Origin of the sequence: Bacillus sp. DX4.1, from assembly GCF_030348195.1 — a bacterium.
Taxonomy (GTDB): Bacteria; Bacillota; Bacilli; order Bacillales; family Bacillaceae_G; genus Bacillus_A.
In genome coordinates this window covers 2698890-2717867 of the sequence record NZ_JAUCFT010000008.1, presented here as the reverse complement: position 1 = coordinate 2717867, position 18978 = coordinate 2698890, and the positions used below count along the sequence as shown (strand labels likewise).

Annotated in this window: 21 protein-coding genes; 13 read left to right on the top strand and 8 right to left on the bottom strand. The window is 34.8% G+C overall.

Annotated elements, in window-relative coordinates; all coding sequences use genetic code 11:
• Positions 1–16: 16 nt before the first annotated feature.
• Together QUF99_RS16760 and QUF99_RS16755 are read left to right on the top strand one after the other, a co-directional pair.
• Positions 17–1033: a C40 family peptidase gene (locus tag QUF99_RS16760; RefSeq protein WP_289371425.1), complete on the top strand. Its 1017-nt coding sequence runs from the start codon at positions 17–19 to the stop codon at positions 1031–1033.
• A gap of 175 nt (positions 1034–1208) precedes the next feature.
• The gene (locus QUF99_RS16755) at positions 1209–2831 is read left to right on the top strand and encodes a peptide ABC transporter substrate-binding protein (protein WP_289371424.1); all 1623 of its coding nucleotides are present in this window, start codon (positions 1209–1211) and stop codon (positions 2829–2831) included.
• A gap of 41 nt (positions 2832–2872) precedes the next feature.
• Here the strand turns inward: QUF99_RS16755 and QUF99_RS16750 are convergent, their stop codons facing one another.
• The 4 genes from QUF99_RS16750 to QUF99_RS16735 all read right to left on the bottom strand — a co-directional run bounded on the left by QUF99_RS16750 (position 2873) and on the right by QUF99_RS16735 (position 5399).
• The gene (locus QUF99_RS16750; RefSeq protein ID WP_289371423.1) at positions 2873–3097 is read right to left on the bottom strand and encodes a hypothetical protein; all 225 of its coding nucleotides are present in this window, start codon (positions 3095–3097) and stop codon (positions 2873–2875) included.
• A 262-nt stretch (positions 3098–3359) separates the two neighbouring features.
• Entirely contained in the window at positions 3360–3977 is a 618-nt protein-coding gene (uptA, locus tag QUF99_RS16745; protein WP_289371421.1) for an undecaprenyl phosphate transporter UptA, read from the bottom strand.
• Positions 3978–4142: 165 nt separating this feature from the next.
• The gene (locus tag QUF99_RS16740) at positions 4143–4802 is read right to left on the bottom strand and encodes a PspA/IM30 family protein (RefSeq protein ID WP_289371419.1); all 660 of its coding nucleotides are present in this window, start codon (positions 4800–4802) and stop codon (positions 4143–4145) included.
• Between the two features lie 3 nt (positions 4803–4805).
• The gene (locus QUF99_RS16735) at positions 4806–5399 is read right to left on the bottom strand and encodes a hypothetical protein (protein WP_289371418.1); all 594 of its coding nucleotides are present in this window, start codon (positions 5397–5399) and stop codon (positions 4806–4808) included.
• Positions 5400–5762: 363 nt separating this feature from the next.
• Between QUF99_RS16735 and QUF99_RS16730 the strand changes: the two genes are divergently transcribed.
• Complete coding sequence (locus QUF99_RS16730; protein WP_289371416.1) at positions 5763–6902, top strand: HD domain-containing protein; 1140 nt, start codon at positions 5763–5765, stop codon at positions 6900–6902.
• A 38-nt stretch (positions 6903–6940) separates the two neighbouring features.
• Here the strand turns inward: QUF99_RS16730 and QUF99_RS16725 are convergent, their stop codons facing one another.
• Positions 6941–7705, bottom strand: coding sequence for a DUF1836 domain-containing protein (locus QUF99_RS16725; protein WP_289371415.1), 765 nt, complete (start codon positions 7703–7705; stop codon positions 6941–6943).
• Positions 7706–8154: 449 nt separating this feature from the next.
• On the opposite strand from QUF99_RS16725, the gene QUF99_RS16720 reads away from it, so the two are divergent.
• Both QUF99_RS16720 and QUF99_RS16715 read left to right on the top strand, forming a co-directional pair.
• Complete coding sequence (locus QUF99_RS16720) at positions 8155–8586, top strand: hypothetical protein (protein WP_289371414.1); 432 nt, start codon at positions 8155–8157, stop codon at positions 8584–8586.
• Between the two features lie 5 nt (positions 8587–8591).
• The gene (locus QUF99_RS16715; RefSeq protein WP_289371413.1) at positions 8592–8900 is read left to right on the top strand and encodes a YxcD family protein; all 309 of its coding nucleotides are present in this window, start codon (positions 8592–8594) and stop codon (positions 8898–8900) included.
• Between the two features lie 234 nt (positions 8901–9134).
• Here QUF99_RS16715 and QUF99_RS16710 read toward each other — a convergent pair whose 3' ends face one another.
• Positions 9135–9938 carry an alpha/beta fold hydrolase gene (locus QUF99_RS16710; RefSeq protein WP_289371412.1) on the bottom strand — a complete coding sequence of 268 codons (804 nt, stop codon included), beginning with the start codon at positions 9936–9938 and terminating at the stop codon, positions 9135–9137.
• A gap of 205 nt (positions 9939–10143) precedes the next feature.
• On the opposite strand from QUF99_RS16710, the gene ppaC reads away from it, so the two are divergent.
• From ppaC to QUF99_RS16690, 4 genes are all read left to right on the top strand, one after another.
• Positions 10144–11076, top strand: a complete 933-nt coding sequence (gene ppaC / locus QUF99_RS16705; RefSeq protein WP_289371411.1) for a manganese-dependent inorganic pyrophosphatase — start codon at positions 10144–10146, stop codon at positions 11074–11076.
• Positions 11077–11362: 286 nt separating this feature from the next.
• On the top strand, positions 11363–11815 hold the full coding sequence (locus QUF99_RS16700; protein ID WP_289374682.1) for a DUF6884 domain-containing protein: 453 nt from the start codon (positions 11363–11365) through the stop codon (positions 11813–11815).
• A 97-nt stretch (positions 11816–11912) separates the two neighbouring features.
• Entirely contained in the window at positions 11913–12050 is a 138-nt protein-coding gene (locus tag QUF99_RS16695; protein WP_289371409.1) for a hypothetical protein, read from the top strand.
• Positions 12051–12123: 73 nt separating this feature from the next.
• Positions 12124–13407, top strand: a complete 1284-nt coding sequence (locus tag QUF99_RS16690) for an RNA-guided endonuclease InsQ/TnpB family protein (protein WP_289371408.1) — start codon at positions 12124–12126, stop codon at positions 13405–13407.
• Positions 13408–13690: 283 nt separating this feature from the next.
• Here QUF99_RS16690 and QUF99_RS16685 read toward each other — a convergent pair whose 3' ends face one another.
• Complete coding sequence (locus QUF99_RS16685) at positions 13691–14050, bottom strand: cytoplasmic protein (protein WP_289371407.1); 360 nt, start codon at positions 14048–14050, stop codon at positions 13691–13693.
• Between the two features lie 123 nt (positions 14051–14173).
• Between QUF99_RS16685 and QUF99_RS16680 the strand changes: the two genes are divergently transcribed.
• Positions 14174–14326 (top strand): hypothetical protein, encoded by a 153-nt coding sequence (locus tag QUF99_RS16680; RefSeq protein WP_289371406.1) that lies wholly within the window; start codon positions 14174–14176, stop codon positions 14324–14326.
• A 423-nt stretch (positions 14327–14749) separates the two neighbouring features.
• Positions 14750–15586, top strand: a complete 837-nt coding sequence (locus QUF99_RS16675; protein WP_289371404.1) for a COG4705 family protein — start codon at positions 14750–14752, stop codon at positions 15584–15586.
• Positions 15587–16482: 896 nt separating this feature from the next.
• On the opposite strand, the gene QUF99_RS16670 is transcribed toward QUF99_RS16675, so the two are convergent.
• Positions 16483–16911, bottom strand: a complete 429-nt coding sequence (locus QUF99_RS16670; RefSeq protein WP_289371403.1) for a cell wall hydrolase — start codon at positions 16909–16911, stop codon at positions 16483–16485.
• A 303-nt stretch (positions 16912–17214) separates the two neighbouring features.
• Here QUF99_RS16670 and QUF99_RS16665 point away from each other — a divergent pair, with 303 nt between their 5' ends.
• On the top strand, positions 17215–17922 hold the full coding sequence (locus QUF99_RS16665; RefSeq protein ID WP_289371402.1) for a response regulator transcription factor: 708 nt from the start codon (positions 17215–17217) through the stop codon (positions 17920–17922).
• Positions 17919–18902 (top strand): sensor histidine kinase, encoded by a 984-nt coding sequence (locus tag QUF99_RS16660; protein ID WP_289371401.1) that lies wholly within the window; start codon positions 17919–17921, stop codon positions 18900–18902. Before QUF99_RS16665 ends, QUF99_RS16660 begins: the two co-directional genes overlap by 4 nt.
• Positions 18903–18978: the final 76 nt, after the last annotated feature.

Genomic DNA, 18978 nt, shown 5'->3' with positions numbered 1-18978 from the left:
TAGTAGGGGGATGTTTATGAGAAAAGTTGTTTCATTATTATTTACATGTCTATTGGTTTTTACCTCTTTCTCCGTAGTGAATGCTGAAGAAATAAACGGAGATCAAGCATTTGTAGATGTGGCAGCGGCAACATTATGGACTGGACCGAATTTAATTCGTCCTATTGATGAACCTTCAGTGGCAAATCCCGTTGATTTATGGAAATGGACAAAATCAATGACGCTTGATGAAAAACTGTGGTTAACAAGTACAAATAAATTAGAAACACAAGCTTTATTAGGACAGGAAGTTACCATTACTGAACGTCAAGGTGATTGGGTAAAGGTAGTTGTTCCTGGGCAACCAACTCCTAGAAATGAACAAGGATATCCAGGGTGGATGCCAGCGAAACAGCTAACTTATAACAAAGATTTCGCAGATAAAAAACAGCAACCATTTGTACTCGTTACAAAACCAACAGCTATTTTATATATTAACCCTTCTGATAAATACAAATCGTTAGAAGTGAGTTATAACACACGTTTACCACTACTAAGTGAGGATAATATTTCGTATCGTGTGCTATTACCAAATGGGCAAAAAGCATGGCTGCGAAAAAATGATGGAACCGTTTATGTATCACAAAATGATATACCTGTTCCGACAGGTGATGATTTAGTACACTCAGGTAAGCTATTTTTAGGATTACCGTATATATGGGCTGGTACAAGTGGATTTGGCTTTGATTGCTCGGGCTTTACACACACCATCTACAAATCACATGGCATTACCATTCCGCGTGACTCTGGACCACAATCGAAAGCCGGCATCGCTGTTGAGAAAGAAAATTTACAAAAAGGAGATCTACTATTCTTCGCGTACAATCAAGGAAAGGGCAGTGTTCATCACGTGGGTATGTATATCGGGGACGGAAAGATGATTCACTCTCCAAATGCAGCAAAAACAGTTGAGATTATCCCAGTGAATACACCGGGTTATATTGAAGAATATGCTGGTGCTCGTCGTTATTTACCCCGCATTAACGGGCAGTAATACAAAATCCGGAAGGAAGTCAAGAAGATTAGGTGGGGTATAAACTGCCCATAAAAGCCCGATTGGTGAAGGCTAATAATCAGTAGGGGATGAAGAAAACCCCCACTGATTAAAGTTTCACTTTACCACAATAAGAATGATGATAGATAGTGAAAATAGAAAAGGGGGTTTTTGAATGAAAAAGGCTGTTCGCTTTTCATTAGTTAGTACTTTACTCATTTCTTCATTTTTAGCTGGTTGTGGAAAAGAAAATACTGTTACCAAGCCAAAAGATGAGAAGAAAATATTACAGTTAACAGAGACAGGTGAAATTCCATCATTAAACTCCTTAAAAGTAACGGATGCCGTATCGTTTAACGTATTAAATAATGTAATGGAAGGATTATTCCGATTATCGAAAAAGGATGAAGTTATTCCTGGTATTGCTCAAAAACATGAAATCAGTAAAGATGGAAAAACTTATACATTCCAATTGCGCGATGCAAAATGGTCTAACGGTGATCCTGTAACAGCTCACGATTTCGTCTTTGCTTGGAGACAGCTTATCAATCCAGAAACAGGATCTGAATATGCATACATCATGTATGATGTGAAAAATGCAGAAAAAATAAACAAGAAGCAGCTGGGACTGAATGAGTTAGGAATAAAAGCACAGGATGATAAAACTTTTGTTGTTGAATTAGAGCATCCTGTTCCTTATTTTACAAAATTACTTTGTTTACCATCTTTTTATCCGATTAATGCAAAGTATGCGAAAGAAAAAGGAGATAAATATGGTTTAGAAGCAAATACAACTGTATATAATGGGCCTTTTACACTATCAGAATGGAAGCATGAAGCGAATTTTACAATGAAGAAAAATAATCAATATTGGGATAAAAAAGAAGTGAAATTAGATGAAGTAAACTATCAAATTGTAAAAGATATTTCTACTGTTGTAAATTTATATGAGACAGATAAGATTGATCGTGCTGTTATTTCAACAGAATTTGTAGATAAATATAAAAATGATAAAGAATTAAAGCAATATACGGACCCTGTTATGTATTTCTTCCGTTTTAATGAAAACGTACCGATGCTTAAAAATAAGAACGCTCGCTTGGCACTAAGTATGGCTTTTGATAAAAAAGGGCTAGCGACTTCATTTTTAAATGATGGGTCAGTACCAGCAAACTATTATGTCCCAAATGGATTTTTAAAAGGACCAGATAAAAAAGATTTTCGCGCAACAACAACTGAATTTAATAAAACGAATGTAAAACAGGCGAAAGAATACTGGGAAAAAGCAAAACAAGAAACAGGAACGAATGAAGTTACGTTAGAATTACTAAACTATGATTTAGAAAACTTTAAAAAAGTAGGGGAATATATTAAAGAGCAATTGGAGAAAAGCTTACCAGGATTAACGGTGAAAGTGAAACTGCAACCACACTCTCAAAAACTAGCATTAGAGAAAAAGAAAGAATATGAAATGTCGTTATCTCGCTGGTTACCTGATTATCCAGATCCAATGACATACCTAGAAGTTTTCATCTCAGAAAGTGGAGTCAATAATACTGGATACGCAAATCCAGAATACGATGCATTAATCAAAAAGACAAAAATAGAATTAGGAAACGATGAAAAAGAACGATGGAAAGCAATGCAAGATGCAGAAAAAATGTTGTTAGATGATGCGGTCATTGCACCAGTTTTCCAGCGCGGACTGTCTTATGTACAAAAGTCATATGTGAAAGATTTATATGTGCATCAATTTGGCCCAGCAACTAGCTTGAAGTGGGCGGATATGAAGAAATAAAATGAAACGAGACACCTAATGATAGGTGTCTCGTTTCATTTTTAGTATACAGGATGTTGAGAATGACAGTTTGGAAAAGCATGTATATCTTGAATTTTCCTGAAATCATAATGTTTCATAGCGAATTGCGATTGGTATAAGTATTCGTATAAATAAATATGTCCGCCATATACGTTACACAATACACCGGAAGTTCCTTGCCCGTTTACTAAAGAAACGCCAACAGGTTGACCGATTAAATATTGAACTTTTTGCTGCCAAGGCATATGTGTATCCCTCCTTACAGGATACTATACGAATTATGAGTTAAAATGGCTGCTTATCCTAGTATCTATTTCTATGTAACGCTTTTCACATCTCATTATATGTATAATTGGTGTCGTGAACATTTCTATTTATAATTAATAAGTACGAAAAATTGTTATATCGTTCCAAATTTATCCTGCTCTAGCCAACAATAAAAGCCCACCTAAATCTTATACGGAAAGGTTTAGATGGGGGAAGCAATCTCTCATTGGTATGTTGTTATCATTTCACTTGATTATGCAAATTATCCCGCTTTCGCAACCATATTTTCAAAATGAAGTAGAAGATAACAAGAATAACTGCAGCAATAGCAAAAGATGTAACATAGGGACCGGCTACTGCATTGATATTGCTCCAATTTGCACCTAATGTCTCACCTAAGTAAATAAATATAATGGACCAAGGGATGACGGCAAGCGCTGTAAGTGTGATAAATCGAATAAGGGACATTTTTGTAATTCCTGCCGGGATTGAAATAGCGTGACGTACAATCGGAATAAAGCGTGCTGTGAAAATGACGCCAGTTCCATAGCGATTAAACCATGTTTCTGCATAATCAATATGCTTTTTATGGATGAAAATGTATTTGCCGTAACGCTCCAGTACAGGTCTACCTCCGTAACGCCCAATCCAATAAATAAAGATTTGTGCGATTATACCGCCAATTGTACCGAATAAAACAGCTTCTATAAATGATATGTTTCCTGATGATACCAAATATCCGGCATAGGCAAGGACAATTTCGCTTGGTATGATCTCAATCATTAAGCCAAGCATAATCCCCCAATAACCAAGACCTTCTAAAAACAATAAAATGGAATGAATAAAACTACCTAACATACTGCACCTTCTATTTAAGAGATTTTTTAAAAAGAGTCCTTATTCCTTATATATGAATTACACACTGATTAATTATTTATCATTTCTATTTTTAATAGATTGTTTTTATGAATGATTGCGAAAAAATGCTCTCTCGTTTCAAAAAAGTGAAACGAGAGAGTGTTTTTATTTGCTTACTTTTAATTTTTCTAATTCTATTTCTACTTCTTCTTTCAAGTCATCTTCAACATCATGTGCTTTAGAAATAGGTTTTATTTGATTAAAGTAGTTACTTGCAGCAGCCTCAGCTTCTAATTTTTGAATATAATTTTCTACTCTTGCGAAACCTTTCACAGCATTCTCTGTATGAAAAGAGGCGAGGGCTGCATTGTTTTCTTTCACTGTACGAGCAACATGTAATCTTGAAACAAGTACGAGTTCTTTATATTGCAATTCTTGATATTCTTTTTGTAATGTATCAATTTGTTCATACAGGATTGCAGTTTGTTGTTTCGTCATTTTGTAATGCTCGCGATACATCTCTAGTTTTTTCTCATTGACAATCTTTTCTTGAAGTGCCAATTGTGCCATATCATCTTCGCTACGAGACACTGCCAGCTCAGCTTGACGTGTTCTTTTCGTAATAACAGCCTCTGCTTCCAAAATCAGTGCCTCATATTTTTTTTCTAGAAATAGCTGCTGGGATAGAGCTTGTTGTGCCTTTACCACTTGTTGTTCCGTTTCTCGTATGTATTGCTTTAACATACTTACCGGATTTTCTAATTTATCCAACGTTTCATGTACATCTGCGGCTACAATATTTTTAATTCGTTTAAAAATACCCATCTTTTATTTCTCCTCCTTACGAATCTGTTTTTCCCATTGATCTAGAATGCTTGCCGTATTACTGGATGCTATTGAATAGCTATCCGCTGTATAATCTATCATTACGTGTGCGGTTTCTTGTTTTTGTTTTCGCTGTTTATACAGCCAAATTGCACATGTTATTATAGCTAGAAGAGGAAGTATTGGTAATAAACCAATAACAATAAGAAGGATACCTATCCATTTTCTTATCGTACGACCTTCAGCTTTTCTGAGAGTGAACCAACCAAGAAGTACGGAACTTAACTCTATCAAAAGTAGAATAAAGAACATTCCATCAAACTCTTCTTCATGATGCTTCCCATGGTGTTCATAATCATTTTCTTTATGTTCTTGCTTATGATGCTTTCCACCATCTTCAAAGGAAGCAATTTTTTCTCTCTGGGAGAAGTAAGCTTGTCCTTCAGATTGTGCAACAAGTGCCTGGTGCTTTTCATGGTGCCATCTTTCCATTTTCAAACCATGAAGTCCAAGGAATAGGGTGAAAAGGAAGAAAGGAATGATACTTATCCAGATGAACCAACGAAATTTTGTGCGCTTCTTTTTTTGTTTCTTCATATTCTCACCTCCTACCACATATTTGTTTTTCTTCCGCAATTGAGCTGAATCGAAAGAAAAGACATAAGCATGACGCTCATAATACGCAAACTTGAGAACTGATTTGCACCATCTCCTTTGTGTTTGTAGTTCTTATAGTAAAGTAGGGAAATTGGAGTGGTGTGAAAGAATGATGAAGAAGGAATGAAAAGTATATTAGAAATTTCTCATTTTACAAAAAATAAATTTTCATAAAAAGTATATGTGAGTATGAAGGTACAGAAAACAGGGGTTTGCACATCTAATATTAAATAAGTTTCGGAGTAAACAGATAGTTTTCTATAATACATAAATGAGTCGATTTTTTTAGATGGGGGAGAAAATATGAAGATAATAGACCCTATATATGAAACGATTAATATTAATGATAAAGATATTCTCAATTTAATAGAAACAAATGCATTCCAGAGACTTTCATATATTAAGCAACAAGGACATACATACTTTCTACATCCAAATGCAGTCCATTCAAGGATAGAACATTCAATTGGAGTTTATGAACTGATGAATAAAGTCATAGACCATCTTACAGTAATAGGAGATATTGATTTTTCACTGTATGAAAGAAAATTAGCTACAGTTGCAGGGCTTCTCCATGATATTGGTCATGGACCGTTTTCTCATTGTTTTCAGCGAATTTCTGGACAAGATCACGGGGATTGGACAATACGAATCATTCAAGAAGATAAAGAAGTGCGCAGTATTTTAGAAAGAACATCTGGTTTACTTGAAGATGTAGTTAAAATTTTATTGGGAGAAGATCGCTTTCCAATTATCGAAGAAATGATGTTTCTCTCACTTGGAATGGATCAGCTTGATTTTTGGAATCGAGATTTGCATTATTCATCACTGCGATTAGACAGAATCCCAATCGAACAGCTCATTTCTACCATGCGTTACATAGATCATACATTAGTCATTGAAGAGGTGGGGATACCATATATTGAACATCTAATAAAGGTGAAAAAGTCTCTTTATGACAATGGATTTGGTCATCCGTTTGTAGTTGGAAAAGATTTGTTATTACAATCTGTGTTTAAGAAAATAAAAGAACATCAAATTCCATTTTATAACTCCCTGTTACAAATTTTCTTTCATAAGAGAGAAGAGGAACTAAAAGTAGAAGATTTTCTTCCTTTGACCGATGAAGTGATTTACAATGAAATGCATTGTTTTGCTAGGTCAGAAAATATGGAAATAGCACAACTATCTAAGCTATATATTTCCACCTCTCAAAGCTTGCAGTGGATGGAAGGAATAGAAGGGGATTTCAATGGTTGTAAAAGAGAAGAGGATCATATCTTTGGGATAATAACTGAAAAAAAGAGTTATAGTTCTTATACGGGTGGGATTTATATAAATAGAACTTCTCACTTTGAAGATGTTTTACAAGCGTCACATCTCGTTCGAGAAGTTGTTCATTTACCAACGAAAGAGTATATGTATTTTCTAAAAGAAAGATAGATATCCAAAAAACAGGAGCAAATTTTTGCTCCTGTTTTTTATGTTGTTACATTTAGGTGTTGTAAAAATAAAGTGGCTGATACATAGCGTTTCGCTAACATTTGTACATAAGCGGTATGTACAGATAACGTTGCGATAATGATGGCATTGCGAATTGCTTCGCGTTGGTCGTTGTTTATTTTCTGAAAAGTACTTGCTATTTTATCTGCTTTTTCTTTTACAGTTTGTTCAATTGTATGAATTGTATCGGTTGCATTAAATTGCAAACAACCTTCTTGATTTAATTCCTCGAATAGAGAGGAATAAGCGATATATAAATGAACTGGATTGATTAAATCATCACTGCGATCAGCCGGATCATTTACAATTAGTTTTAACAGTTTTCGAATCGATTCAAAATCGAGTGCTGTTTTTAAATCTTCGACAATGAATAGTAGGGCCGCTTGTTCAATAGAATATTTTTTTCCTTTTTGCGGAGAACCAATCATTTCTTTTATATCTCGTTTTACCCAATTTTGCATAGCAGTTATTGAAAAATTCGTATTTTCAATTTGATTGCCAAGTGCAACAATTTCGTTTAACGAAAAACCAATATCTGTATCTTCAACTTTAATCAGTTTCTCGAAAATAGGGGAAAGTGCAGTTGTAATAAAAGCTGTAACACTTTGTCCACTCTCAATGTCTTTTTTATGTGACTTAGCCCAAGCTTCTTGTAAAATAACGAGAGGCTTTTTTGTATTCCATCCTCTAAGAGAAAGAAGAAGGGTTGCCATTTCGTTTCGCGTGAGATGAAATGTTTCCATCTTTTCACCTCCAAAATAATAAAAGTTCTTATGACCTTATAATATGTTTTGTTTCTAGCAAAGTCAATTCTGTTTTGCATGATTTTTCCTTTTGATTAACAAAACAAAACTAGTTTCATTACATAGAAGACAAAGTGAATATTATGAAAAGGTTAACAATGTTTGTATTGAAGAGGTAAGATAGATGAAAATAGAAACAGTAACGTTTAGAAAATCGTTAGGGAATCTGTATCTTATGATTTAAAGGAACTTCTGTTTTAATTCTTCTCTAAACAACAACCTAAAATAAAGTTAACATGATTAAGAAATAATACTTGCTTATTCTATTAAAAGTTCATATAATGAGTTCATAAGAACTTTTAATTTAACTTTAAAGTTCATCTATACTTTCATTTTTTCAGAAAGATAGATATCACATATATCTATAATAAAAGGAGAATGAATATAATATGTTGAAAAAATTCGTTACAGTATTGACTGCATTTATGGTTGTATTTGCTGCAGGTAGCTTTGTTTTTACAGATAACGTTGCTGCGAAAAGCTATAAATCTGGTAAAAAATCATTTACTCCAAGCTCAGGTCAAAACTCTAAAGTAAATTTAAACAAAAAAGATTCAAATGTGAATGCGAAGAAAACAACGCCGGATTCTAAAACAAAAGCAACAAACACAGCGCCAAAAAGTAATAAAGGAAGCTTTATGAAAGGATTATTACTTGGTGGTCTTGGTGGTTTATTAATGGGTAGCTTATTTGCAAACATGGGTGCTCTTGGTTCTGTATTAGCGTTTATGGTAAATATGTTATTAATGGCTGGTATCGTAATGTTAGCAGTTCGTGCATTTAAATATTTCAAAAACCAACGTAAGAAACAGGCGGAATAAGCAGCATGGAAACGATAAAAATTTCTGAGCAAGAGCTCATTAACGCCCTTTGCGTATATATCGCGGAAAAGAGACAAGTTGGTCCTGAAGCAGTTCTTGTTGAGCTGATGTATGATGATGACTATGGTTTTTCAGCTGAAGTAGAAGTAAACGGTCGTCAGCAAATTTTAATTCAAGCAAACTTAATTGAAGCACTTCGCTTATGGCTCGAAACGGAATACAATGTAAATCCATTCGCAGCAAGATTACAACTTGAATTAGATGATGAAGAAGGTATTTTCGCTTTAGCGAATTTAAATAACTCAGATGAGTAGTAAAAATAGCTGTTAGGGATTTTGTCCTAACAGCTATTTTTTGTTTGTAAAGAAAATATATACACTTAACGTTAATATTGAATACGTTTAAAGATTACGTACATACTACACCGTGTACATAATGAAGTGTGGAGGGAATAGCCATGGATTACCAGCAACAAGGTTCTACAAATGAAATATTGCTGCATTAAAAAGAAGGGTTTTATGTCGGTTTTTTAATTTGTATTTATATAGTTACAAAGACTGAATAAACGAATCTACTACTTTATTAAAGTGGTCTGTCTCTTCTAAAAACGGACAATGACAGCTATTTTCGAAAATAACGAATTGAGAGTTGTTTATATGTTTGTGTAAGTGTTCTCCAGCAGCAACTGGAATTAATTTTTCTTCTCTCCCAAAACAAAGTAAAGTTGGCTTCTTAATTTTATTTAAATCCTCACGATAATCAACGACGGATTGATCGAAAAGAATAGCACTTGCAATAGATGCCGGGACTTTCGTAACTTCTTCTAACATCCACGCGGAATCATCTTCGGAAAGAGGATCTTTAAACATAAGAGGGATAAACCCTTTTAGAAATTCAATTTGATTCGTTTGAACCTCTCTCATAAAGTGAATCAGTGTTGGAAAGTCGAACGCTCCAATTGGGAAATCAGGCCATTTGTAATCCGAAGCCAATTCATCTACAATCACGGACGCTTTTATATTTTGTTCTCCAAATTGTTTTATATACTCCCACACGACGAAAGCGCCCATTGACCAGCCGACTAGTATTACATTTTTTAAAGATAATGCTTCTATAAAAGCGTGTAAGTCATGGGCATAAGTAGAAATCGTATGTCCGGTTTCTACTTGGGATGATTGACCATGACCACGTAAATCAACAGAAATCGAACGATACTTTTCACTGAAATAAGGCATTTGTTTTTGAAAGAAGCGACTACTCATCCAAACACCATGTATAAATAAAATAGGTGTGCCGTTACCTTTATCTTCGTAATATAAGTTTACATTATTTTCAAGCGTAATATACGGCATATATGGAACCTCCTTTTTATTTGAAAATATATGTTATAAGTAAATTTATTCAACACGTTATCCTATATTTCCTTAAAGGTAAAGTGGATTAGCTGTTTTTTTATACAAAATAGGAAAGAAATTTTGTTTATTTATAAAAAAATGTGTTTAAAATATTGTCATATTTGCTTCTATAAGATATCCTTTTCATGAAGAGGTGGAAATCATGGAAAAAGTACTAGTTTTCGGGCATAAAAACCCAGATACAGATGCAATTTGTTCTGCAATTGCTTATGCAGAACTGAAAAAAGAATTAGGAATGAATGCTGAGCCTGTACGTTTAGGTGAAATCAGCGGTGAAACTCAATTTGCGTTAGACCATTTTAAAGTAGAAGGACCGCGTTTTGTTGAGACAGTTGCAAACGAAGTGGACAATGTTATTTTAGTTGACCATAACGAACGTCAACAAAGTGCTAACGATATCGAATCTGTTCGTGTATTAGAAGTTATCGATCATCACCGTATTGCTAACTTTGAAACAAGCGATCCTTTGTACTACCGTTGTGAGCCAGTTGGTTGTACAGCAACAATCTTAAACAAAATGTACAAAGAAAACGGCGTAGCAATTCGTAAAGAAGTTGCAGGATTAATGTTATCTGCAATCATTTCAGATTCTCTATTATTTAAATCTCCAACTTGCACAGAACAAGACGTAGCTGCAGCTCGTGAACTAGCAGAAATCGCTGGTGTAGATGCAGATAGCTACGGCTTAGAAATGTTAAAAGCTGGCGCAGATTTAAGCGGTAAAACAATGGAGCAATTAATCTCCCTTGACGCAAAAGAATTCCAAATGGGCGATGCAAAAGTTGAAATCGCACAAGTAAACGCTGTTGATACAAACGACGTTCTTGCACACCAAGCAGAATTAGAAAAAGTAATCTCTGCAGTAGTAGAAGAAAAAGGTTTAGACCTATTCTTATTTGTTGTAACTGACATCTTAACAAACGATTCTGTTGGTCTTGCGATTGGTAAATCAACACAAGTTGTTGAAAAGGCATACAACGTAACATTAGAAAACAATACAGCTACTTTAAAAGGTGTTGTTTCTCGTAAAAAACAAATCGTTCCTGTATTAACAGAAACGTTCCAAGCTCTATAAGAGTAGGCTTGGATGAAATGAAAAGGACAAGCGGATAAACAGTCTGCTTGTCCTTTTTTGTTTTTAGGATGCATAAAATTCTGGGTATTGAGGTCTGTTATTTAAGTATTCCATATAAGAGAAATAGAAAATGAATATGAAAAAAGAGAAACTTGTTATTTTTAAATGTGAATTGAAAATGCTATGATCTTATTGGTAATTAATATGTCATATCTTAAAAATAATAATGAAAAAATGAAGCAGATTATAAATGGGATTGAAAAAGAAAAGAGGTAAGAACGTAACAATGAAAAGGCTATGCATCATTCCATGTGGAAAAAAGAAAATTTGGGATAAGTACCCTGATAAGGGGCCAATAGAAGCGAAAGATGTATACATTAGTCCATTCGGAAAGGCGTGCCAAGCGTATGCTTCTCAATTCTTTACACATTGGGTTATTTTATCCGCAAAGCATGGATTTTTACTTCCAACTGATATAGTGAAAGAAAACTATGATCTTGCTTTTAATTCGAAAAGTGATGAGATTATTAGTATAGAACAACTAAAAAAACAGATGATTAATAAAAAGCTGTTAGACTTTGATGAAATTATCTTACTTGCAGGAAAGAAACATAAAAAAGTAGTGACAAAGTTATATCCAGAAGAAATGATTTTCTATCCATTAGAAGGCTGTAAAGGCATTGGGTATATGTTACAGAAGTTGAAGTGTACGGTTGAAAATCATACCGAGATTCAGTAAAAGTTAAAAGAATTCGATTTATATTGTATATAAGTGTGTTGTGTATCGTTAGAAATATAGGCTTATAAGGCGAAAAGCTAGATGAGGAGATAGTAAAATGTCCTACAAGAATGAAATTGATAAATTGCTATGTATGCTCGAGCGGTTAGAAAATCATGAGGTGAAAATTTTAGATATTACAGAATTTATGAGCGGGAAAGCCCATGTGCTTCAGCCGTGGGATGAAAGCGAATAAAAACAGACGTAGATTTTCGTTTTATTTGTTATATTGAGCGTAAGGGAAAATAAAGAAGAAAGGAGGATGCAATATGTTTGTCACACATGCGTTTCAACTTCCATTTGAAAAAGAATTATACGAAGAACTTCGTAACATGCAAAGAGAAACAGCTACGGTTTGGAATGATATTGTTCGTGAAGCGACGAGCTATTATTTCACGTGGAAAAAATGGTTAAGTAAGTCCGAAATCCAAGCTGTTCGCAAACAAACGTACAACCTACATTCTCAAACTGTACAGGCAATTGCGGACAAATATGAAGCGAATCGTGAAACCATTCGCAAATTAAGAAAAACGGATAAAAAAGCAAAGTATCCATGGCGAAGAAAATATTATTATTGTATTCCATTAAAAAAGGCAAGTATGGAAATCACAGACATAATAATTAAAATCAAACGTGTGAATTATGAAGTTAGCCTTGTCGATTTATTAACAAAAAAGAAGAAGAAAAATTGGAACGAATCAATTGCAAAGAAAAACAATGCGGTATCCATCCCAAACTTAGCAATCGATGATGTAAAAGATTGTAATTATGCAGAGATTGTTTGGCGTAACGGTGCGTATTGGTTTTGTTATTCAGTTGCTGTTTCAGAAAAAGATATATCTCAGTATAAGAAAAAAGTTGCGGGCGGAGATCTAGGTGAAATCCATGCAGTAACGGTCGCAACAAAGGACAAAGCCTTATTAGTTTCTGGAAGAGCCATACGTAGTATTTCACAATTTCGCGCCAAAGCATTAGCAGACCTGAGTAAAAAAATGTCTCGGTGTAAAAAAGGTTCTCGTCAATGGAAAAAATACAAAACAGCACGAAATCGAATCCGTCAAAAAAGTAAAAATCAAATGGAACAGTTAGAACATAAAACAACAAAAGAAGTAGTTCAATTTTTAGAACAAGAACAAGTGACACATTTTGTGATTGGAAATGTATCAGGAATTGAAAAAAACACAAAACAAAATGTAAAAAAGAAACAAAAAAACAACAAAAAAAGACGACAACAATTATCGCTTTGGAATCAAGGGAAAATCAAACAAAAGCTAACATATAAAGCAAAGCTAAAAGGTATCAAAGTGGAAGAAACAGAAGAAAGTTATACGTCACAGGACTGTCCGTTTTGTGGGGGAAGACACAAAGCTAACGGACGTCGTTTTATATGTTCTGTTCACAAAACAGAAATCCATCGAGATCTAAATGGTGCACAAAACATTGCGCGTAAATTACATGAGATGGGCGTACAACCAATTGTATCGGTTGTACATAAACAACCGGTTTGGTATAAAAGGTTTTTGAAAAAAAGTATCGCCTGTCGGATGGCGTAGTTGGCACAGACCTTGCCCTCTTGTTAGCGTACTTTTCTATCGAGAGTTGTTCGCCAAAATCTCCCCTCTGCTTGTTTCTTTGGAACATAGTAAGTGAGATGTTTGCGAAAAAGAATCCCATGGCTTCAGCCGTGGGATTGGTCAAATAGTGATTCGCTAGAAGAATTTTTAGCTGAATTAACATATCGAGATGAAGATTAATAATTAGTTATTGAAAAATAAGGGGGCTTTAGGGATACCCCCTTTATTTTAAAGAGCATTTCCATTTAGAACATATTAAATGTTATTTATAATTTATTACTTGCTCCATAAGTCTTCTTATCTCTTTAACTGGTGGTTTTTTATTATATACATCAACATATGAAAAATAATAATTTAAATTTCTAACAAGACCTTTTCCTATTTTTGAACTTAGGAAAGGGAATATTTGTCCAGTGTAGTCTTCAAGAGATTTACAGTAGTATTTTTCATCCAAATAAATACTATATTTACAGGTTAGCTCTACTAATGGGTTGCCTTCAGAATCATATGCATCTTTAGATTCAATAATGTCTAGTAGTGCAAATCTATCATTAAGATAAACTTTTTTCTTGTTTTCGAGTTTATTAGAAAGAATAAAAGCGATACCTATTGCGTTAATCAAAATGTTGCCTCCTACAAATATAAACAAAGATACTAATAAAATATATCGATATATGTTAAATGTAAAGGGGTGAAGAGGATTTTAAAAGTGAAAATCACATTATAAGCTTCGACGTGTAGGGAATTGAGAAATGATTTAAAGAGTGGAAATATAGATATTGATTTCCTCTTAGACACCGAGCGTCATGAAGAGGATTTACATATTGAGCAACTTGTAATGGAGCAAATGGCGTTTGTTTTTCCGAAGGATTACATTGTTACGAGTATTTTATTCTAAAAAAAGACAAAAGTTAGATTGTCCATTGCAAAACAGACTTAATATACAAAATGTAGTCTCATTTATTGCTGAAACTTTTTTATTACTTGATGTACAAGCTGTTAAAGACATAAGTAATAATCCCCCGATAATAAGTGTAGAGAAGCGTTTTAGCATGAAATATTCCTCTCCATTCATTATCCGATTAGTCACAAACTTAGGATATCAAATGAAGAGTTCCGGTTTTGCTATATTTTGTATGTCGTAAACACAGAAAGAATATACTTGTTTAGCTGAATTTATTGAACAAAAAAAAGACACATTAGAGGTGTCTTTTTTTAATCTTATTTTAATGATTTTTTCATTCGAATTTCATTTGCACTACTTACACTGTATATATGAATAGGCGTTGGTCATAATAAAACTGGTAAGGAGGAATCATAAATGAAATATTATGAGAAGGATCAGGAGAATAATAGGGGAAATTCATCCACTTCTGATGGAGTCGTGGCCGCCCCACCACGAGGCTGGCAGATGTTGAACAAGGTTCCAGAAGTCACGATCTTCTTCTGGATCATCAAGATTATGGCAACCACAGTGGGCGAGACGGGCGCAGACTTCCTGAACGCAAACCTGAACTTGGGCTTGACTAACACGACCTTTGTTATGAGTGGCCTCTTGTTCATCACGCTGTTCGTCCAGTTCAGGTCAAGGAAGTACGTGCCAGGGATCTACTGGCTCACGGTCTTGCTGATCAGCGTTGTCGGCACGTTGGTTACCGACAACCTCACAGACAACTTTGGGGTCGCTCTGGAGACAACGACCATCATCTTCACTCTCGCACTGCTGGCGACCTTTGCGGCTTGGTACGCAAGTGAAAAAACATTGTCCATTCACTCCATCTACACGACCAAGCGGGAAGCGTTCTACTGGTTGACCATCCTGTTCACCTTCGCCTTGGGTACTGCAGCCGGTGACCTCATAGCAGAGAGTCTTAACTTGGGTTACTGGATTTCAGCGCTCATATTCGCCGCACTGATCGGGGTTGTGACCATTGCCTACTACCGCTTCAAGCTGAATGCAGTGCTGGCCTTCTGGATCGCCTACATCTTGACTCGTCCTTTCGGCGCTTCTTTTGGCGACTACCTGTCACAGCCTCGCGATGCGGATGGCCTTGGTCTGGGTACGGTGGGAACTAGCGTGATCTTCCTCGTAACGATCTTGAGCTTGGTCATCTATCTGACCAAGACGAGAAGAGACGAGAGTTCGCTCCCTAATTAATATGTAACCTGCCTGAACCCAAGAATGGGGACAGGCTTTTTTAGTCATATTTATGTAACAATCATTACGAAATTTCAACCACAAGAAAAAAATAAAAAGGCTCTAACGATGTATAGGAAATTGGAATAAGTCGGTTTTTTGAAAAATGGAAGAAAATCACTTCTCTCTACTATGAGTAAAGTTACGTACTTGTCTATATTATAGCTATAAGGAAAGCAAAAGGGACTTCATAAGAGGATGAAGTTTTTTTGTCATTATAATGAGGCATAGTAATAAGATTTAAAAAAACAGAAAATCCCTTACTTTGCAAGAGCTTTCTGTTATGGTGATAATGGGTTGGATGGCACGAGTGGCTATCAAGGTATCTGGCGTAGGTGGGGACGATACTATGGACATCAAAGAAATATTGTCTTATTTACTATTATGAAGCTCTACATATATTATAAAAAAGAGTGAAGAAGGAACTGACTCATTATCTTATGAGAGTTAGTTCCTTTTCTGTTTTACCGCCGAGAAGTGAGGTTATGGACTGATTCAGATAAGGAAGGTATCAAGTACATTATCTTTTTCCTCTTTATTGATTCTGTAGCGCCCATTTCATGTCATCTAATTGTTCTTTGATTCGGATCGGTTGTACATTAATGAGATGTTCTTTTTGTTTATGGGTTTTATGATTTTTTTATTTTTAGTGTTTTGAATACATATTTTTGTAGTTAAATTTGATGATATCAGGGGATTCGGTCAATGATTATGGGGAAATGGATGTAAACTTTTATATTTTAGTTTACTTTCTTAAAAAAAGAGTCCTGGTTATTTAAGTTTTTTTGTACTTTAAATATTGTTAATATCAATTACTTTTTTCTAGTGAAAATAACCCAACTGAAGTGAGTTTCACTTTACCTTGTATACATTTTCGGACATTCATCTCCAGTTGGCTCGTAAAAACAATGGCTCTTATATTGTCCAACGAAAGGTTGGTTATACCACTCGCTCGGACAAGAACCATTCGGACGAAAATACCAGAGTGCCCACCTTGCTGGCCAGCGCCATTCTCCTTGTAATACACGCCTTGCAATTTCTTTTTCTGATTCACGAGCACGTTGATAAAAATATCCGTATTGAACAGCTTCAAATCCGCCTGGACTTTGATATACTGCGTCACGCACAGTACGCAATTGTTTAAAATCTAAACAATCACAAAAAACACGGTTCACTACAACACAACCAACAAGCTGTTCACCCTGTCGACCTTCACCTTCAGCCTCAGCACGAATTAAACGTGCTAACACATCGACATCACTTTCGTTATAAGGAATGAGTGCCATCGTTTTTCCGCCTTTCTAGAGGTGTATTATAGCTAATCTTATGTTGAAAAGGTAGCGTAGTGCTTTTACAAGTGTGACTTTATAAATAATATGCAATATTGCATATTCAATTTCTTTTTTTAAATAAAGTTTTTTTTAGAATAAAAGGATTTTAATGTTACTTGTATATGGGCTTGAACCTAAAGAGATGCTTTTTATTAAAAAAACCATCTCTTTTCTATGGTATGTGAACTATTGAAGAATATGGTAGTATAAGTGTTGCATAGTTGTTGATGAGAACTTTTAAATAAAAGGGGCTATAAAATGGTAAAGATTATGATCGTGGAAGATGATCCGAAAATTGCGGAATTATTATCATCATGCGTTCAAAAATATGGGTATCAAAGCGTCACTATTTCTGATTTCGAGCGTGTATTCGATACTTTTTTAGAAGAACAACCAAGCTTAGTGTTATTAGATATTAATCTACCAAGTTTTGATGGATATTATTGGTGTAGGCAGATTCGAGCTGTTTCTACGTGTCCAATTTTATTTATTTCGGCACGTGAAGGAACGATGGATCAAGTTATGGCTTTAGAGAACGGTGGGGACGATTATATACCAAAACCGTTTCATTATGAAGTTGTGATGGCGAAAATTCGGAGCCAACTAAGGCGAGCGTATGGAGACTATGCTCCGAAAATAGAAGAGCGCATGATTGAACAGCATGGGCTTAACTTATATCCAGAAAGACTTGTGCTTCAATTACGTGGTCAAGAAGTCGATATAACAAGAAACGAAGCAATCTTACTAGATGTGCTTCTGAAAAATTATCCACGTGTTGTAAGTAGAGAAGTATTGTTAAATAAACTGTGGGACAGTGAATCCTATGTTGATGATAATACGTTAAGTGTGAATACAACACGTGTACGAAAAAAATTACAAGCATTAGGAATAAAAAATGCAATTGAAACAATTCGCAGCGTAGGTTACCGTTTACATATTACATGGAATAATGGTGGGAAGAAATGATGAAGTTATTTTTGCGTGATCATATTCCACTTATTTGTTTTACAGTTTTACAGTTGCTTGCGATTTTTCTTGTATATTGGTTTGATGGGTATCATCATGTCGCAACTGCACTTTACGCTATGTTTCTCGGAATATGTTTTTTTATTGTGTATTTATTATATCGTTATTTTACCCATCGCTCTTTTTATGAGCGGTTATCAAATCCGATGCAATCTTTAGATGAATCCGTACAGAAATCTGATTTTGCGGCTTTATCAACAACTCTACATGATTTATTAGAAGTGCAATATCGTCACTATCAAACGCAACTGCAATTGCAATTGCGAAAAAATGATGAACACTTCACTTTCATGAATCAATGGGTTCATCAAATGAAAACACCTCTATCCGTTATTGAATTAATTACGCAAGACGAGGTAGATCCTCGTTTTGAAAGTATTAGCGAAGAGGCAGACAAACTAAAAAAAGGGTTAGAAATGGCTTTATATGTAGCTCGTTTAGAAACATTCACACAAGATTTTCATGTGGAAAGAGTACAACTACATAAATTAGTAAACGAAGCTGTACTTGATCACAAACGCTTTTTTATCCGTAATTTTGTATATCCTGAAGTCAAAATTGATAAAGAAATCGTAGTAGAAAGTGATGCGAAGTGGCTCCGATTTTTAGTTGGTCAACTTATATCTAATGCGATTAAGTATTCAGCAGGTAGTAGAGAAAAAATTATTATTACAGCTTATGAAGAAGAGAAAGCAATTATTTTAGAAGTGAGAGATTATGGCGTTGGTATCCCGAAACAGGATGTACCGCGTGTCTTTCAGCCGTTTTTCACTGGTGAAAATGGTAGAGATTTTAAAGAATCTACTGGTATGGGATTATATCTTACACATGAAATTGTAAAACATTTAGGGCATGGAATTGAATTACAATCGGAAGTAAGGAAAGGCACGCTTGTACGGATTATTTTTCATATCTCATAAGAAAAGCCGATGAAACAGTACATTTCATCGGCTTTTTTCAGAAATCTTACAAAGTTGTAAGGGAAATGAAAGACGA

What these genes read in the sequence shown, in the direction of transcription:
- QUF99_RS16670 (WP_289371403.1), bottom strand. Translation starts at nt 16,911, where the DNA reads ATGGCACTCATTCCTTATAACGAAAGTGATGTCGATGTGTTAGCACGT.
- QUF99_RS16760 (WP_289371425.1), top strand. Translation starts at nt 17, where the DNA reads ATGAGAAAAGTTGTTTCATTATTATTTACATGTCTATTGGTTTTTACC.
- QUF99_RS16715 (WP_289371413.1), top strand. Translation starts at nt 8,592, where the DNA reads ATGGAAACGATAAAAATTTCTGAGCAAGAGCTCATTAACGCCCTTTGC.
- uptA (WP_289371421.1), bottom strand. Translation starts at nt 3,977, where the DNA reads ATGTTAGGTAGTTTTATTCATTCCATTTTATTGTTTTTAGAAGGTCTT.
- QUF99_RS16730 (WP_289371416.1), top strand. Translation starts at nt 5,763, where the DNA reads ATGAAGATAATAGACCCTATATATGAAACGATTAATATTAATGATAAA.
- QUF99_RS16740 (WP_289371419.1), bottom strand. Translation starts at nt 4,802, where the DNA reads ATGGGTATTTTTAAACGAATTAAAAATATTGTAGCCGCAGATGTACAT.
- QUF99_RS16665 (WP_289371402.1), top strand. Translation starts at nt 17,215, where the DNA reads ATGGTAAAGATTATGATCGTGGAAGATGATCCGAAAATTGCGGAATTA.
- QUF99_RS16735 (WP_289371418.1), bottom strand. Translation starts at nt 5,399, where the DNA reads ATGAAGAAACAAAAAAAGAAGCGCACAAAATTTCGTTGGTTCATCTGG.
- QUF99_RS16660 (WP_289371401.1), top strand. Translation starts at nt 17,919, where the DNA reads ATGATGAAGTTATTTTTGCGTGATCATATTCCACTTATTTGTTTTACA.
- ppaC (WP_289371411.1), top strand. Translation starts at nt 10,144, where the DNA reads ATGGAAAAAGTACTAGTTTTCGGGCATAAAAACCCAGATACAGATGCA.
- QUF99_RS16755 (WP_289371424.1), top strand. Translation starts at nt 1,209, where the DNA reads ATGAAAAAGGCTGTTCGCTTTTCATTAGTTAGTACTTTACTCATTTCT.
- QUF99_RS16725 (WP_289371415.1), bottom strand. Translation starts at nt 7,705, where the DNA reads ATGGAAACATTTCATCTCACGCGAAACGAAATGGCAACCCTTCTTCTT.
- QUF99_RS16700 (WP_289374682.1), top strand. Translation starts at nt 11,363, where the DNA reads ATGAAAAGGCTATGCATCATTCCATGTGGAAAAAAGAAAATTTGGGAT.
- QUF99_RS16675 (WP_289371404.1), top strand. Translation starts at nt 14,750, where the DNA reads ATGAAATATTATGAGAAGGATCAGGAGAATAATAGGGGAAATTCATCC.
- QUF99_RS16710 (WP_289371412.1), bottom strand. Translation starts at nt 9,938, where the DNA reads ATGCCGTATATTACGCTTGAAAATAATGTAAACTTATATTACGAAGAT.
- QUF99_RS16690 (WP_289371408.1), top strand. Translation starts at nt 12,124, where the DNA reads ATGTTTGTCACACATGCGTTTCAACTTCCATTTGAAAAAGAATTATAC.
- QUF99_RS16750 (WP_289371423.1), bottom strand. Translation starts at nt 3,097, where the DNA reads ATGCCTTGGCAGCAAAAAGTTCAATATTTAATCGGTCAACCTGTTGGC.
- QUF99_RS16720 (WP_289371414.1), top strand. Translation starts at nt 8,155, where the DNA reads ATGTTGAAAAAATTCGTTACAGTATTGACTGCATTTATGGTTGTATTT.
- QUF99_RS16695 (WP_289371409.1), top strand. Translation starts at nt 11,913, where the DNA reads ATGTCCTACAAGAATGAAATTGATAAATTGCTATGTATGCTCGAGCGG.